This window comes from Streptomyces sp. NPDC047880 (assembly GCF_040706515.1).
Taxonomy (GTDB): Bacteria; Actinomycetota; Actinomycetes; order Streptomycetales; family Streptomycetaceae; genus Streptomyces.
The window spans coordinates 1-14,617 of the sequence record NZ_JBEZOK010000037.1 but is presented as its reverse complement, the minus strand read 5'-3'; the positions used below and the strand labels follow the sequence as shown (position 1 = coordinate 14,617).

At 71.8% G+C, this 14,617-nt stretch carries 12 protein-coding genes; 6 read left to right on the top strand and 6 right to left on the bottom strand.

Features of this window, described 5'->3' with window-relative positions; translation table 11 throughout:
* The first annotated feature begins 108 nt into the window (after positions 1 to 108).
* Complete coding sequence (locus AB0937_RS35960) at positions 109 to 801, top strand: GAF and ANTAR domain-containing protein (protein ID WP_366717995.1); 693 nt, start codon at positions 109 to 111, stop codon at positions 799 to 801.
* Positions 802 to 805: 4 nt separating this feature from the next.
* Here the strand turns inward: AB0937_RS35960 and AB0937_RS35955 are convergent, their stop codons facing one another.
* Complete coding sequence (locus AB0937_RS35955; protein ID WP_366717993.1) at positions 806 to 2,929, bottom strand: SpoIIE family protein phosphatase; 2,124 nt, start codon at positions 2,927 to 2,929, stop codon at positions 806 to 808.
* A gap of 208 nt (positions 2,930 to 3,137) precedes the next feature.
* Between AB0937_RS35955 and AB0937_RS35950 the strand changes: the two genes are divergently transcribed.
* Positions 3,138 to 3,866 carry an ankyrin repeat domain-containing protein gene (locus AB0937_RS35950; protein WP_366717991.1) on the top strand — a complete coding sequence of 243 codons (729 nt, stop codon included), beginning with the start codon at positions 3,138 to 3,140 and terminating at the stop codon, positions 3,864 to 3,866.
* Between the two features lie 22 nt (positions 3,867 to 3,888).
* Here the strand turns inward: AB0937_RS35950 and AB0937_RS35945 are convergent, their stop codons facing one another.
* Entirely contained in the window at positions 3,889 to 4,071 is a 183-nt protein-coding gene (locus tag AB0937_RS35945) for a hypothetical protein (RefSeq protein ID WP_366717989.1), read from the bottom strand.
* Between the two features lie 239 nt (positions 4,072 to 4,310).
* On the opposite strand from AB0937_RS35945, the gene AB0937_RS35940 reads away from it, so the two are divergent.
* The 3 genes from AB0937_RS35940 (at position 4,311) to AB0937_RS35930 (ending at position 8,493) form a co-directional block, all read left to right on the top strand.
* Positions 4,311 to 5,132 carry a chitosanase gene (locus AB0937_RS35940; protein WP_366717988.1) on the top strand — a complete coding sequence of 274 codons (822 nt, stop codon included), beginning with the start codon at positions 4,311 to 4,313 and terminating at the stop codon, positions 5,130 to 5,132.
* Between the two features lie 87 nt (positions 5,133 to 5,219).
* Entirely contained in the window at positions 5,220 to 6,182 is a 963-nt protein-coding gene (locus tag AB0937_RS35935; protein ID WP_366717986.1) for a DMT family transporter, read from the top strand.
* Positions 6,183 to 6,240: 58 nt separating this feature from the next.
* Positions 6,241 to 8,493, top strand: coding sequence for an MMPL family transporter (locus AB0937_RS35930; protein ID WP_366717984.1), 2,253 nt, complete (start codon positions 6,241 to 6,243; stop codon positions 8,491 to 8,493).
* A 393-nt stretch (positions 8,494 to 8,886) separates the two neighbouring features.
* Here AB0937_RS35930 and AB0937_RS35925 read toward each other — a convergent pair whose 3' ends face one another.
* The 3 genes from AB0937_RS35925 to AB0937_RS35915 all read right to left on the bottom strand — a co-directional run bounded on the left by AB0937_RS35925 (position 8,887) and on the right by AB0937_RS35915 (position 12,666).
* Positions 8,887 to 10,938, bottom strand: a complete 2,052-nt coding sequence (locus tag AB0937_RS35925; protein ID WP_366717983.1) for a DUF1996 domain-containing protein — start codon at positions 10,936 to 10,938, stop codon at positions 8,887 to 8,889.
* 251 nt (positions 10,939 to 11,189) lie between these two features.
* Positions 11,190 to 11,870 carry a lytic polysaccharide monooxygenase gene (locus AB0937_RS35920; protein WP_366717981.1) on the bottom strand — a complete coding sequence of 227 codons (681 nt, stop codon included), beginning with the start codon at positions 11,868 to 11,870 and terminating at the stop codon, positions 11,190 to 11,192.
* Positions 11,871 to 12,033: 163 nt separating this feature from the next.
* Positions 12,034 to 12,666 carry a GNAT family N-acetyltransferase gene (locus tag AB0937_RS35915; protein WP_366717979.1) on the bottom strand — a complete coding sequence of 211 codons (633 nt, stop codon included), beginning with the start codon at positions 12,664 to 12,666 and terminating at the stop codon, positions 12,034 to 12,036.
* A gap of 408 nt (positions 12,667 to 13,074) precedes the next feature.
* On the opposite strand from AB0937_RS35915, the gene AB0937_RS35910 reads away from it, so the two are divergent.
* Complete coding sequence (locus AB0937_RS35910; RefSeq protein ID WP_366718080.1) at positions 13,075 to 14,037, top strand: YihY/virulence factor BrkB family protein; 963 nt, start codon at positions 13,075 to 13,077, stop codon at positions 14,035 to 14,037.
* A 14-nt stretch (positions 14,038 to 14,051) separates the two neighbouring features.
* Here AB0937_RS35910 and AB0937_RS35905 read toward each other — a convergent pair whose 3' ends face one another.
* On the bottom strand, positions 14,052 to 14,504 hold the full coding sequence (locus tag AB0937_RS35905; RefSeq protein ID WP_366717977.1) for an NAD(P)H-dependent oxidoreductase: 453 nt from the start codon (positions 14,502 to 14,504) through the stop codon (positions 14,052 to 14,054).
* Between the last annotated feature and the right edge of the window lie 113 nt (positions 14,505 to 14,617).

Genomic DNA, 14,617 nt, shown 5'->3' with positions numbered 1-14,617 from the left:
TTCTGCACCCCGGGCAGGCCGCCGGTACGCGGGGCCGAGCGGGCGGACGGCCGTGCGAGGCGGCCCGGAGTACGGTGGTTTCGACCGGCGAGCAGGGCGGTGGTTGCGGTGGACTGGCAGCGGTACGCCGAGCAGATGGCGCGGCTCGCCCGGGAACTGAGCGCGCAGGGTTCGGTCCAGGCGACGCTGGACGCGATCTCGTCATCGGCGGTGCGGCTGATCGACGGCTGTGACGCCGCCGGCATCCTGACGGTCTCGAAGGGCCGGGCCGTGACGCTCTCCGTGTGCGGTGACATGGTCGCGGAGTCGGACCGGTTGCAGGGCGAGTTCGGCGAGGGGCCGTGCTTCGACGCCGCACGTCGCGTGGACGGGCAGCGGCTGTTCCGGATCGCCGACATGACCCGGCCGCAGCCGGACTGGCCGCGGTACAGCCGGGCGGCCCGTGACCTCGGGATCGGCAGCATGACCGGTGTCCTGCTGTACACCCACGAGGAGGACTTCGGTGCCCTGAACCTCTACTCGCGCCGCCCCGGGGCGTTCGGCGAGGACATCGAGGCCGCGGGCTGGCTGCTCGCCTCGCATGCCGCGGTGGCGCTGGCCACGGCCCGCACCGTGGACCAGCTGGAGCACGCGCTGGAGACCCGGCACGCCATCGGTGAGGCCATGGGGATCCTGATGGAACGCCATGAGCTGAGCGAGGACGAGGCCTTCGGTGTGCTGCGGCGCCTCTCCCAGGACCACAACCTCAAGCTGCGCGACGTGGCCCAGCGGGTCAGGGCCGGTTCCCCGGACGGGGGTTGACGTCTCACGCCGGACGGCCGCCCGGCCGGGAGGCGCGCAGGAGGAGCACCGCGATGTCGTCGGCGTGCTGCCCGGTGGGGGTGATGTGGCGGACGAGCCGGTCGATGAGCCGTTCCAGGTCGTGACCGTCGGCGGTGTCCAGGTGTGCGGCGAGGTCGGAGGTGGTGCGGGTGGCGTCGGTGCCGGGGAGCTCGACCAGGCCGTCGGTGTAGAGGGCGAGGGTCGTGCCGGGGAGCAAGGACACGGTGGTGACCGGGTAGTCGGTGCCTGTGTCGATGCCCAGCAGCGGGCCGGGTTCGACGTCGAGGACGGCGGCGGGGTGCCGGGCGTGGCGCAGCAGCGGCGGCACGTGTCCCGCGCTGGCGAGGGACGCCTGGTGGCGGCCCAGGTCGAGGTGGACGTAGAGGCAGGAGACGAGCAGTTCGGAATCGAGGTCGGCCAGGAGCCGGTTGGTACGGGCGAGGACCTGGCCGGGCGCGGCCCCGGCGGTGGCGTGTGCGTGTATGGCGGTGCGGACCTGGCCCATGAGGGCGGCGGCGGCGATACTGTGGCCTTCGACGTCGCCGATCACGGCGGCCGCACTCGTCTCGTCCAGGCGCAGGACGTCGAAGAAGTCTCCGCCCACCTCGGTGCCGTGGCCGGCGGGCAGGTAGCGGGCGGCGACGTCGAGGCCGGGCACACGCGGCAGGGCCCGGGGCAGCAGGGTGCGCTGCAGTTCGTGCACGAGCCGGTGCTGGGTGTCGTAGAGCCGGGCGCGGTCGAGGGCCTGGGCGATCAGGCCGGACAGCGAGGTGAGGACGGCGCGTTCGTCGGCGGTGAAGGTGTGCGGCCGGGTGTAGGACAGGATGCAGCAGCCGACCGGCCGGCCGGAGATGATCAGGGGGAGGAACGCCCAGGCCTGCTTGCCGCTGATCTGGGGTGCGCTCGGGTGGCTGGCGGCCAGTTCGGCGGGATCGGCGAAGAAGGCGGGGGTGCCGCTGGCGAGGACCTGGCCGGCGGGGGTGAGGTCGGTGTCCAGGGCCAGGGCGTCGAGCCGCTCCATGACGTCGGCCGGATAGCCGTGGTGGCCGGTGATCTTCAGCCGGCCGGCGTCGACACCGGACAGCACGAGGCCCTGGGCGCCGAAGGCCGGCAGGATCTGGTGGGCGATCAGTGCGACGAGGTCCCGCACGGTCACCGACTCGGTGAGCGCGGCGGCCAGGTGGACGAGCTGGTAGAGGCGTCCGGTCGGAGCAGCGAGGGGTGGCCGCGCGGCGGGGGGCGGCTCGGCCCCCTCCGTGCTCGGCAGGACGCGGACGCTGATGCCGCTGGTGTCGGGGTAGAGCTGAAAGGTCAGCGGCTGCTCCGGGGGGCGGAGCGCGGTGAAGGAGACCGGGGTACGGCTGATGATCGCCGTGCGGTAGTGATCCTCGAAGACGGGGTCGTCCAGCCAGGGCAGGGAGTGCCAGGGCCGGGTGCCGAGGAGACGGTCGGCGCCGCGGCCGAGGAGGCGGGCCGCGGTGTCGGTCGCGAAGGTGATGCGGCCCTCCAGGTCGAGGGCCAGGGCGCCCTCGGGGAGGCGTTCGAGGTAGTCGGCGGCGGCCAGTCCGGTCTGCGCGGGGTGGCGTGCGGCGGCGACGGGGACGACGCGCGGCTGGTCGGGCAGGGACGGCGGCCGGGGGGCGTCGTCCAGGAGGCGGGCCATGCGGCGGGCGCTGGCGTCGATGTGACCGCGTTCGCGGGGTGTGACCCTGCGCGGCCGGTCGGCGGGCCACATCAGCACCAGGCCGCCCCAGGAGCGCCGTACGCCGGTCAGCGGGGCGGCGACCAGGGCGAACGGGTAGGGCAGGACGGCGGCGGCCCGGGGGTACCGGCGGGCCATGTCGTCGTGTCCGGCGACGCTGACCAGCGCGTCGTCGTGGATGGCGTCGGCGACAGGGACGGGCGCGGTCAGGGGGAGCCGCTGCCAGGGGGCGCTGAAGGCCAGCGGAAGACCGCACAGGGCGACCAGGCGCAGCACCGGCTCCGCCTCCTCGATGAGGTAGAGGCCGCCGCTCGAGGCGCCGGTACCGCGCACGGTGTCGGCCAGGGCCGCGCCAAGGTCGTCCAGCGATCCGGCGCCGCCGGGGCGCTCCTCGGTCCGGGGCATGGTGTCCTCCCGCTCCTACCCGGACGCTACGCCTGCTGGAGCGTGCAGGCACGTCGTCCGACGAGTGCCCGGTCCGCCGCCGGATGTGCACACCCGGAGCGGGGTCACGAGGCCGCCGGCCAGGGAGGAAGGACCGTTCGCACAGCGGCCGTGCGGGCGGACGCCCGCTGGCAGAATCGGAGGCCCTGGACGGCATCGGGAGGCCGGCTTGCAGACGCTGACATCGCGGGACCCCCTGGCCGTCGCCGTCACCGAGGCGATCCGGGGCGGGGACCTGCCCGGCCTCCGGCAACTGCTCGCCGACCACCCCGGTCTCGCCACCGCACGCATCACCGAGCAGGACGAGGAAGGCAGGGGCACCCGCAGCCTGCTGCACATCGCGACCGACTGGCCGGGGCACTTCCCCCGCGGTCCCGAGGTGGCCGCGGTCCTGGCCGCCGCCGGGGCCGACCCGCGTGCCCGATTCGACGGCGCGCACACGGAGACGCCGCTGCACTGGGCGGCCAGCAACAACGATGTGCCGGTGCTGGACGCGCTCGTCGCGGCGGGGGCAGACATCGAAGCACCCGGCGCGGTGATCGGTGGCGGCACCCCGCTCGCCGACGCCCGGGGGTTCGGCCAGTGGCGTGCCGCGGACCGGCTGGTCGAACTGGGCGCGCGCGTCACCCTCCAGGACGCGGCCACGCTCGGCCTGCTCGACCGGGTCCGGGCGTACGTCGAGGCGGACGAGCCTCCGTCACCGGACGAGATCACCAGCGCGCTCTGGGGGGCCTGCCACGGCGGGCACCTCCGGACCGCGCAGTACCTCCACCGGCACGGCGCCGATCCCCACTGGTGCGGCTACGACGGCATGACCCCGCTCGACATCGCCCGCGCCCAGGACGCCGACGACGTCGTGCGGTGGCTGCGCGGCCTGGACGCGCGGAGCGACTCGTAGCGCCGCGCCCGCGCGGGGCGGTTCACAGGCAGTAGCGCACGAGCCATTCGTCCTGGTTGTACGCGGTGCGCGCCGGCTCGGGCACACTGGCCGCCCGCTCCTCGACCATGTCCTCCACACGCACCGGCTCCGGCAGTGTCCCGAAACGGGCACGGCGGGCGGCGCCCTCCGCCTCGCTCCCCTGCTGTGACGTCGCCTCGTCCATGGCGATTCCCCTCTCCGGCTGGTCGGTCCGACCGTTCGGCCCTTGGTGGGCAAAGGGTTGACGTGCGGGAGGGGCTCTTGGTTCCCGCGGCGTCGGTCAGCTTCGGCGGCGATCCGGCTTGTTCGACCCTACGAACTTCCCACCCGCTTGTTTCCCTTGCGGCTTCACAGTGATAGGAAACCTTCCTATCAGTTCTGCACGGCCCGCTCTTCCAACCCCCCACTCTGCTTGGAGGCACCGTGAGACACCCCTCGGCCCCGGCTTCGCGCCGCACCGTCCTGGCGCTGTTCGGCGCGGCCCTCGCCGCCACCCCGCTCCTGAAGCCACCGCACGCCACGGCGTCCGGGCGCGCGCTCGGACTCGACGACCCGGCGAAGAAGGAGATCGCCATGCAGCTCGTGTCGAGCGCGGAGAACTCCTCGCTCGACTGGAAGGCGCAGTACCAGTACATCGAGGACATCGGTGACGGCCGCGGCTACACCGCCGGCCTCATCGGCTTCTGCTCCGGCACCGGCGACATGCTGGACCTCGTCGAGCTCTACACCGCCCGCAAGCCCGGCAACGTCCTCGCGAAGTACCTCCCGGCCCTGCGCGACGTCGACGGCTCCGACTCACACGACGGGCTCGACCCCGGCTTCCCCGGCGACTGGCGCCGAGCGGCGCGCGACACCGCCTTCAGGCGCGCCCAGGACGACGAGCGCGACCGGGTCTACTTCAACCCGGCGGTCGCGCAGGGGAAGGCGGACGGGCTGCGGGTGCTGGGCCAGTTCGCCTACTACGACGCCATCGTCATGCACGGCGACGGCGGCGACTCCACGAGCTTCCGCAACATCCGCAGGCGGGCCCTGCGGACGGCGAAGCCGCCGGCCCAGGGCGGTGACGAGGTGACGTACCTCCACGCGTTCCTGGACGCCCGGGTGTGGGCCATGAAACAGGAGGAGGCGCACAGCGACACGAGCCGGGTCGACACGGCACAGCGCGTCTTCCTGAACCGGCGCAACCTCGATCTGAACCCGCCGCTGGACTGGAAGGTCTACGGAGACAGCTACCACATCGGCTGACGCCGCGGCCCGGGTGGGAATTGGTCCGCCAAGCAGGCGCGGAAGTGGACTCCTTCCCGGGCCGCCCGGCTCCCTAGCGTCATCCCCATGAACGCCACGACCACGCGCGGAGCCCTGCTCGCCGCGCTCGCCTGTGTCCTCGTCGGAGGGTCCTTCACGGCCAACAGCGTGCTGGGCGACTTTCCGTACGCGGGCGGCCAGTTCCTGCGCTACGGCCTGGCCTGTCTGCTGCTGTTCCCGGTGGCCGGGAGGGACGCCGCCGACCGCCTTCGGGCCCTGGCACCCCGTCAATGGGTCCGTCTGGCCCTGCTCGCCGCGGTCGGCATGGTCGGCTTCAACCTGGCCGTCATCGCCGCCGAACGCACGGCGGAACCGGCGGTGCCCGGCGTGTTCGTGGGCTGCGCACCGGTGGCCGTCGCCGTGCTCGTGCCTCTTCTGGACGGGCGGAGACCCCAGCGGTCGGTGCTGTACGGGGCGTTGCTCGTGGCCGTCGGCGCCTTCACGGTCCAGGGCTGGGGGCGTACGGACGGCATGGGGATCGCCTTCTCCGTGTGCGCCCTCGCCGGGGAGGCCGGGTTCGCCGTACTCGCCGTTCCCGTCCTGCGCCCGCTCGGGCCCCGGTTGCTGTCCGCGACGGTGTGCGCGGTCGCCGGCGCGGAGTCCGCGGCGGTCGGGCTCCTGGCCGACGGAGCCGGCTGGCTGCGGCGCCCGGACGGCGTCGAGACGGCCGCGCTGCTGTGGCAGGCGGTGGTGGTCACCGTCGTCGGCTTCGTGTGCTGGTACATCGGCATGCAGCGGATCGGCGCGGAACGCGCCACCCTGTTCTCCGGTCTGATCCCGGTGGCGGCGGCCTGCACCGCACCGCTCGTCGGCACGGGATCCTACGGACTGGCGCAGGCGGCAGGCAGCGCGCTGGTGGGGCTCGGTGTGGCGTTCGGGTCGGGAGCGCTGAGGCGTGCGCGGCGCGGGCGCCCGGTGCCGGGGCGGGCCTTTCGGGGGAACGGCCGTCCTGAGTCACCGGGAGTCCGCGTGCCTGAAAGGCCGGACTGATCCCGGGCGCATCTAATGGGCGGCACCGACCTCCCGGCCGACACAGGAGACGACGTCCATGCCGCACAGCCGCACCGGTGACGGGGACCAGAAGGCCGCACGCGGGGGTGTGCTGCGGCGGCTCGGCGAGTGGTGCGCACGCCACTTCGTGATCGTCATCATCGCCTGGCTGGTGGCACTGGTGGCGCTGCAGGTCGTCAACCGTGAGTTCGGGGGAGAGTACTCCGACAACTTCAGCCTGCCCCAGGCGCAGGCCCAGAAGGGCCTGGACGTGCTGAAGGCGCACGATCCCCAGGCCGGCGGATACAGCAGCCAGATCGTGATGCACGACGACCAGCAGCCCCTGACCGCGCTGAGCTCCCAGATGTCGACCACGATCGCCGACCTGGAGAAGCTCCCGCACGTGCTGTCGGCCCAGAATCCGCTGTCCGCCCCGGCCACGCCGAGCGGTCAGCAGAACGTGGGGCCGCTGTCGGACGACAAGAAGACGGCCTACATCACCGTCCGTTTCAACGTGCAGCCCTCGACACTCGGCGACGACTACCTCAACGGCGTCGACACCGCCGTGCAGCCCTTGCGGTCGGCCGGGGCGGAGGTCGAGTACGGCGGGCCGCTCGGTGAGCTCGCCCGGCCGTCCGCCGACGACCGGGTGAGCGAGCTGATCGGTTTCGGCGTGGCGGTCATCGTGCTGCTGGTCGGGTTCGGAAGCGTGATCGCCGCCGTCGTCCCGCTGCTGAGCGCGCTGATCAGCGTCGTCGGCGGGCTCGCCATCCTCGGGCTGCTCGCGGCGGCCTTCACCTTCGCGACGGTCTCACCGACCCTGGCCACGATGATCGGCCTCGGTGTCGGCATCGACTACGCCCTGTTCATGCTCACCCGGCACCGGCAGAACCTCATCGACGGCATGGACCCGGTGCGGGCCGCGGGCCAGGCCGCGAGCACCAGCGGCCACGCCGTTCTCGTCTCGGGCTGCACGGTGATCATCGCGCTGGCGGGCCTGTCCGCGTCCGGGGTCTCCTTCATCTCCCTGCTCGGTGTCGCCGCCGCCGTCACCGTCGTCTCGGCCGTCGTCGGCGCGCTCACCCTCGTGCCGGCCCTGCTCGGCTTCATCGGCCGGCACATCGACCGCTTCCACGTGCGCCCGCCCATCGCCGAGACCGAGGCCGGGGCGGGTGACACGCCGCAGGGCACCTGGCACCGGTACGCGCAGCGGGTGGAGCGCAGACCGCTGACGTTCCTGTCGGCGGGCGTCGCCGTGGTCGTGGTCCTCGCGATCCCGTTGTTCTCCATCCAGCTCGGCCACATCGGTGACGGCGCCGACCCGACCTCCTTCACCGACCGGCGGGCGTACGACCTGATGTCCGACGCGTTCGGGCCCGGCTCGAACGGCCCGCTCACGGTGGTCGTCGACCAGACGAACGTGCCCCAGTCGCAGCGCTCCGGCCTGGCCTCGAAGGCCCAGCAGTCACTCGACAAGGTGCAAGGTGCCGCCGTCGTCACTCCCCTGACGCCCACGCAGGACGGCGACCTCCTGGTCGGCACGGTCTACTCGACCAAGTCCCCGCAGAACGCCGTGACCACCGATCTGACCAACCGTCTCGTCGATGACACGCTGCCGGACGTCGTCCAGGGCACGGACGCCAAGGGGTACGTCACCGGCACGACGGCGACACAGGTCGACTTCCGGGACATCGTCGCCTCCCAGCTGCCCGTGATCATCGCCGTCGTGGTGGGGTTGGCGTTCCTGATCATTCTGGCCGTGTTCCGGGGGCTGCTCGTCGCCGTCAAGGCGGCCGTCCTGAACGTGCTGTCGATCGCCGCGTCGTACGGCGTGGTCGTCGCGGTCTTCCAGTGGGGCTGGGGCGGTCCGGCGCTCGGGGTCCACGGCAAGGTGCCCATCGAGAGCTACGTGCCGATGATGATGTTCGCCATCGTCTTCGGCCTCAGCATGGACTACGAGATCTTCCTGCTGTCCCGCGTCCACGAGGCGTGGCTGCGCACCGGTGACGCCAAGGGGTCGGTGGCGCACGCCCTGGAGATCACGGCCCGGGTCATCACCTGTGCCGCGCTGATCATGGTCAGCGTGTTCGCGGCGTTCCTCATCAGCGACAACATCGTGGTCAAGATGCTCGGGCTGGGCCTGGCCGTCAGCGTGCTCATCGACGCGACGGTGGTGCGGCTGCTCATGGTGCCGGCCGTGATGACGCTGCTCGGGCGGCACGCCTGGTGGATGCCGCGATGGCTGGACCGGGTGCTGCCGCACATCGACGCCGAGGGCGCGAAGTCCGAGGCCCGTCCCGCGGCTCACTGAATCGCGACTCCCACCGCCGCCGCAACGCGCTTACGGCATCAGCCGTTTGGGATGGTTTCGAAGCCTCACCCCATCCCCCTGTCCGAAAAGTGTCCACCTGACCACCGAAGAGGTCACGGAGGAGGAGAGCGTCACCGGCGAGGTCCGCATGGAACGCATAGAAACCGAGGAGACCGACGAGCACGGGGACCAGCGGCGCCACCACTGATCTCCACCGGGTGCCCGGGGCGGGAGGGAGAACCTCCCGCCCCGGGCACCCGGCGTACGCGCCGGGCCGGGCCGGGCCGGGCCGGAGCAGCGGACCGGGGCAGGGCCTGGGCCCGAGACACGCGACGGCGGCGGGATCCGATGGGGATCCCGCCGCCGTTCACGGCTCACGTCCGGGCGTTGCCCTCAGCCGCGCCTCACCCGGCGCAGGACGACGAAGCCCGCGATGACCAGGACGGCGCCCGCCGCGGCCGGCCAGAGCTGGGCTCCGGTGTCGGCCAGGCCGCCCTGGCCGACCGCCTGCGGTTCGGTCCGGGACGGGGCCGACGGGGTCGGTGCGGCGCTGGTCGCCGTGCCGACGGCCTGGGACTCGCCGATGGTGTCCGAGTCGTCGCCGTCGTCGTCCTTCGCACCGCCGCCCTGCTCGGCGCCGTTGCCACCGTCGGCAGACTCGGTCGCCTTCACCTCGGGCCGGGGGGCGCCGGGAGCGGTGGACGCGTCCCCGGGCTCAGGCTTGTCCGCCGGAGGCTTCGGGGCCTCACCCTTGCCGTCGCCGCCGTCGTCGCCACCGTCGCCCTTGTCACCGGGCTGGCCGCCGCCGTCGCCGTTCTGCGGGGCGTCGGGCGTCTTCGTCGGCTGCTCCTGCGGAGCCTCCGGCGACTTGGTGGGCTCCTCCTGCGGGGCCTCGGGGGTCTTCGTCGGCTCCTCCTGCGGGGCCTCGGGAGTCTTCGTCGGTTCCTCCTGCGGAGCCTCCGGCGACTTGGTGGGCTCCTCCGCGGGCTCCTCGCCCGGCGCCGGGTTCTGCCCGCCGTCCGCTCCGGCTCCGCACTTACGGCCGTCGTTGATGCAGTCGACCATCTCCCCCATCAGATCCTCGTCGAAGATGTTGATGAAGTCGCCGTGGTCCGTGACCGGCTTGTGCAGCTGTTCCGGGAAGGAGTCGACCGCGAACAGCGGTGACGTACGGCCGCCGTCCTGGAGGCTCGGCGCGCCGACGTCGTAGACGATGCGCTGGACGAGCTGAGGGATGGGGCGGAAGCCGGAGGGGCAGTTCCCGGCGGCGTCCGCGAACGCCACGTGGGTGCGGTGGTTGGCGCTGTCGATGTTGCGGCCGTCCCAGCAGCTCTGGAACTTGAAGGTCCGTACGACGTCGCTGCCCTGCGGGCACAGCGGGTACTTGTCCTTCAACTGCCGGTCCTCGAAGCCGGTGCAGCTCCAGGAGGCGTTCGCGTTGGCGGGGCCGTTGACGAACGACTTGGCGTCGCCGGTGATGATGCGCAGCAGCCGCGGCATGGCGGTGACCTTCTCGCGCGGGTTGCCCACGAACGTCAGCGTGACCTGCTTCGGCGTCACGATCTCGCCCGCGTTGCCCTCGATGCCGCCGCCGGGCTTGTCGGCGTCCTGCTCCTTGGCGCCGTTCTGCAGGCGGATCACGGGCCAGTAGTAGGACGACTTGTCGCCCTGGTCCTCGCAGCTGGTCCCGGCCTTCGCGAGTTCCTGGTCGCTGGCGAAGGCGTTGTTGCCCTGGTTGCCGACGTAGTCGTGGAAGTGGTGGGCGCCGTTGGTGACCCCCGGGGCGGCGATGATGTTGTCGGAGTTGAACAGCCCGTTCTCGTTCACACCACAACTGGTGGCGAAGGAGCCACGGGAGGCGTTGCCTTCCGGCCGGGGAGTGTTCACATTGGGCTGGACGCTCTTGATGTCGGCGAAGTCGGCGGCGACGGGGCCGTTGCCCGCCTGCCCGCCGTTGGCGCCCTGGCCGTTCTGCTGGCCCTGGCCTGCCTGCCCCTGGCCGGGCTGCTGAGTGGCGCCGGCGTCCTGGCCCTCGCCCTGCGCGGTGGCCTTGTTGCCGTCCTGGACGGTGCAGGCGGCGAGAGCCTCCAGTCCTTCGGGGCGGTCACCGACGCGGTCGATGGCGATCGCGATGCGTTCGAGGGTCGCGGCCCGCTTCTCCTTCAGCGGGTTCACGACCGCGTTGTCGGCGAATCCGGGATCCTGCTGCATCTGTTGCGTCGATTCGCTCAGCCGCTGGTAGGCCTTGGCGATCTGCTCGTCCAGCAGGGCGAGTTCCTTGTCGACCTCCCCCCGGGCCTGCTCGGGGACCGAGGTCAGCTTGCTGCCGACGTCGGGGCAGTCGATGGTGGCGCCCGCGGTCCCGACCCCCGTGCCGGATCGTGTCTGGGCGGCGTCGGCGCCCGAACCACCGCCCGTGGCCGAGGCGTAGACGTTCGCGGCCATCAGCCCGCCTCCGCCGAGGATCAGTGCGAATGCGGCGAAGGTCGCGCGTCGTGGGCCTGTAGGGCGTCTTCGCGTGTTGCGTCCCAAGGGTGCTCTCCTGCGCTTGTGGCGTGCCGGGCATGAAAATCCCCTCGCCCCATACGTACGGGAGCACCAGCGTGTTCACTCACTTCGAAAATTTTCGGAGAACTCTCATGAAGGCCGGACTTTCCCGGGCCCCGCCGGACACGCTGTCCGGCGGGAGGCGCAGGTCAGCGGAAGTTCACGTCACTGCACAGGAAGTAGGTCTGGTCCATGTGCGAGGCCTGCCAGATCGTGTACACGACGTGCCGGCCGCTCAGTCCCGAAGTACTCACGGGGATCTCGTAGTTCTGGCTGGGCGCGTACCTGCCGGTGCGCTTGACGAGCTGGAGGTCGTTCCAGGTCAGCGGCCGGCTGGTGGGGTCGAAGCCCTGCCGCGTGACGTACACCAGGAAGTAGTCGGCGCCATGACTGGCCTGGTCGTACAGCTTCACCGTGAAGTTGCCGGTGATGTCCGTCGCCTTCCAGGCGCCGACCGCGTCGAGCGAGTTGTAGCGGCCGCCCTCGGTCCGGCCGCCGCTGCACAGCTGGCCGTTGGGGACGACGGCTTGGAAGTTCCCGCCGGAGCCGTTGCGGTACAGACCGTTCCAGTTCCACATGGCGTTGGGGTCGGCCCGCCACGCCTGCCAGCACATGGGGTCCTGCTGGGCCATCGCGGGGTTCAGGTGGTCGCTGCCCCAGCGCAGCCAGCAGCCGTAGTTGCGGGAGGCCGGGTCGACGACCGAGCCGTGGGCGACGGCGGTGCCGCTCCACGGGACGAGGCTCAGCAGCGCGGCGACCAGCAGGCTCAGGGCGAGCGTCAGGCGGGCCCTGGACCGGGACGACGGAAGGTCATGACCATGACAATTCATGATCTCCCCTTTCGGATGTGGGGACTTCGAGTGGGGCTCGTGATCGTGCGCGCCTTCCTGCGCACTTTCGATCATGTTTCGAAGTGGGAGCGCTCCCACTCTGCACAGACTGCGCCCGTCGGCCACGGGTCGGCAATGTGTGTTTGCGCCACTTCCGCATCGGTCAGAGCCGATCGAGCTCCTTCGTGGAGCGCCCGAGGAAGGTGGCCTCACCCGGTTCGGGGACGTCGAGCTCCTCGAAGCCCATGCGGTCGTAGAAGGCCCTGGCCCGGGTGTTGGCCTTCGACATCGCCAGGTGGACGGCAGGGACTCCCGCGTCCTGCAGCGCTTGCAGGAAGGTCCGCATCAGGCGGCGCCCGTACCCGTGACCCTGCCATGCGGGCAGCAGGTCGATGTGCAGATGAGCGGGGTGGCCGGCCAGCTCGGGCAGCACCATCCGTTCGGGGTGGTGCTGCATCCCCGCCAACGCCTCCTCCGGAGTGCGCGCGGGGCCGGGCGGTTCCGGGTACCGGTCGGCGACCTGGGGCAGCCACCTGGCCCGGAAGGCTTCGGCGAAGCGCGGGGTGTCGGCCGTACCGAGGACGTAGCCGACCGCCTCTCCCCGCCCGTCGTCCAGCACGAAGGCCAGATCCGGTTCCAGATGGACGTACGGTGCCGCGAAGACCGCCGGAAAGATGCCCGGATCGTCGTAGTGGGGGCGGCTGTCCTCGCCGTGGTGGGCGGTGCGGACGCAGATGCCGTCCAGAGCCGGACGGTCCTCGGGGCGGTAGCGGCGGACGGCGGGTGCGGTGGTCATGGCGGCATCGTGCCCGTGGGAGCGCTTTCTCAACGCGATGTGCGGGCCGGTCTTGCAGTTGCGCGGCTTAAGGCTTCGGCCTGGGGTTACCCGTCTCACATGGTGAAGCTGCGTATTCCGGGACGAAAAGAGCACGCCGAGTCCGAGGCCCCGCCTCCGGAGAACCCGCCCCCGGGGTCCGAGGCGGATCGCCGGGGAACGGTGGAGGCGGACCGCCGGGAGACCGTGGAGGCGGACGGTAGCGGCACATTCGAGGCCGGGCGCGGGGCGGCTGCCGAAGCGGAGCGCCGGAAAACCGTCGGAGCCGGACGCGATGAGACCGCCGGACCGGATCGCCGGGAGGGTTCCGTCGAGGAGCGCCGGGAGGAGGCCGCCGCCGCTTTCGACGAGCCGGGACCGGATCCCTCGGTGGAGCGCGCCGCGCCGGACTCGCCGACCGACCTGCCCCGGAAGTCGTGGGTCGCGGTCCTGAAGGGCAGTGTGCGGGAGTTCAAGGACGACGAGCTCACCGACCGCGCCGCCGCGCTGACCTACTACGGCGTGCTGGCGATGTTCCCCGCGCTGCTGGTGCTGGTGTCGATGCTGGGCCTCACCGGCCGTTCGACCACCGACAAGGTGACCGAGAACGTCCGTGAGCTCGTACCCGGCTCCGCGGGCGACATCATCACCCGGGCCGTGGACCAGTTGCAGGGCAACGCCGGCATCGGCTCGCTGATGGCCGTCGTCGGTCTGGTGCTGGCGGTGTGGTCGGCGTCCGGCTACGTGGGAGCGTTCATCCGCTCCGCCAACGCGGTGTACGACATGCCCGAGGGCCGGCCGGTGTGGAAGCTGCTGCCGATGCGCGTGGGCGTGACGGTCGTGCTGCTGGTGCTGGCCGTCATCAGCGCGCTGATCGTGGTGTTCACGGGCGGGCTGGCCCGACAGGCCGGAGACCTGCTGGGCATCGGCGGCACCGCGCTGACGGTGTGGTCGATCGCCAAGTGGCCGGTCCTGGTACTGCTGGTCGTGGTCATGATCGCGATCCTGTACTGGGCGGCCCCGAACGCCAAGGTGAAGGGGTTCCGCTGGATCACGCCCGGCAGTCTCCTGGCCCTGCTGATCTGGATGGTCGCGTCCGCCGGCTTCGCGGTCTACGTGGCCAACTTCGCCTCGTACAACAAGACCTACGGCACGATGGCCGGTGTCATCGTCTTCCTGGTCTGGCTGTGGATCACCAATCTGGCGATCCTGCTCGGCCTGGAGTTCGACGCGGAGACCGTGCGCCAGCGCGCCATCGCCGGCGGGCATCCGCCGGAGTCCGAGCCGTACACCCAGCCGCGGGACACCCGGGCGTGGGACGAGGAAGACCGGCGCCGGCTGGAAGAGACCTGACCCGCCGGGGCGGTTCAGCCCATGAGTCCGGCGGCGACCGTCGCGCCCAGTTCCCAGCACCGTTCGAGGTCGCCCTTGCCCGGCTCGCCGGTCACGGTCACGGCCTCGGCGGCGCGGCGCCAGCCGAGGCCCGTCGTGACCGACTCGATGCCGCGCACCGCTCCGGTGACGTCGTTGCCGCCGTGCACCCAGTAGCCGAAGGGGCGACCGCGGGTCGCGTCCAGGCAGGGGTAGTAGACCTGGTCGAAGAAGTGCTTGAGGGCGCCGGACATGTAGCCGAGGTTCGCGGGGGTGCCGAGGAGGAAGCCGTCGGCCGCGAGGACGTCGGAGGCGGTGGCGGACAGCGCGGGCACGCGGACGACCCGGACGTCCTCGATGTCGGGGTCCGTCGCCCCGGAGACGACCGCTTCGAACAACGCCTGGCAGTTCGGCGAGGGTGTGTGATGGACGATCAGCAAGGTGGCCACGGCACCTGACCTTGCCGTTCGGGCGCTCGTCACGCAAGCCCGGGCCCCGTCACCGCGCGCGGTGACGGGGGCCGGTGTCGCAGTGGCGCAGGGGGTTTCGCGACGGGCGAGCA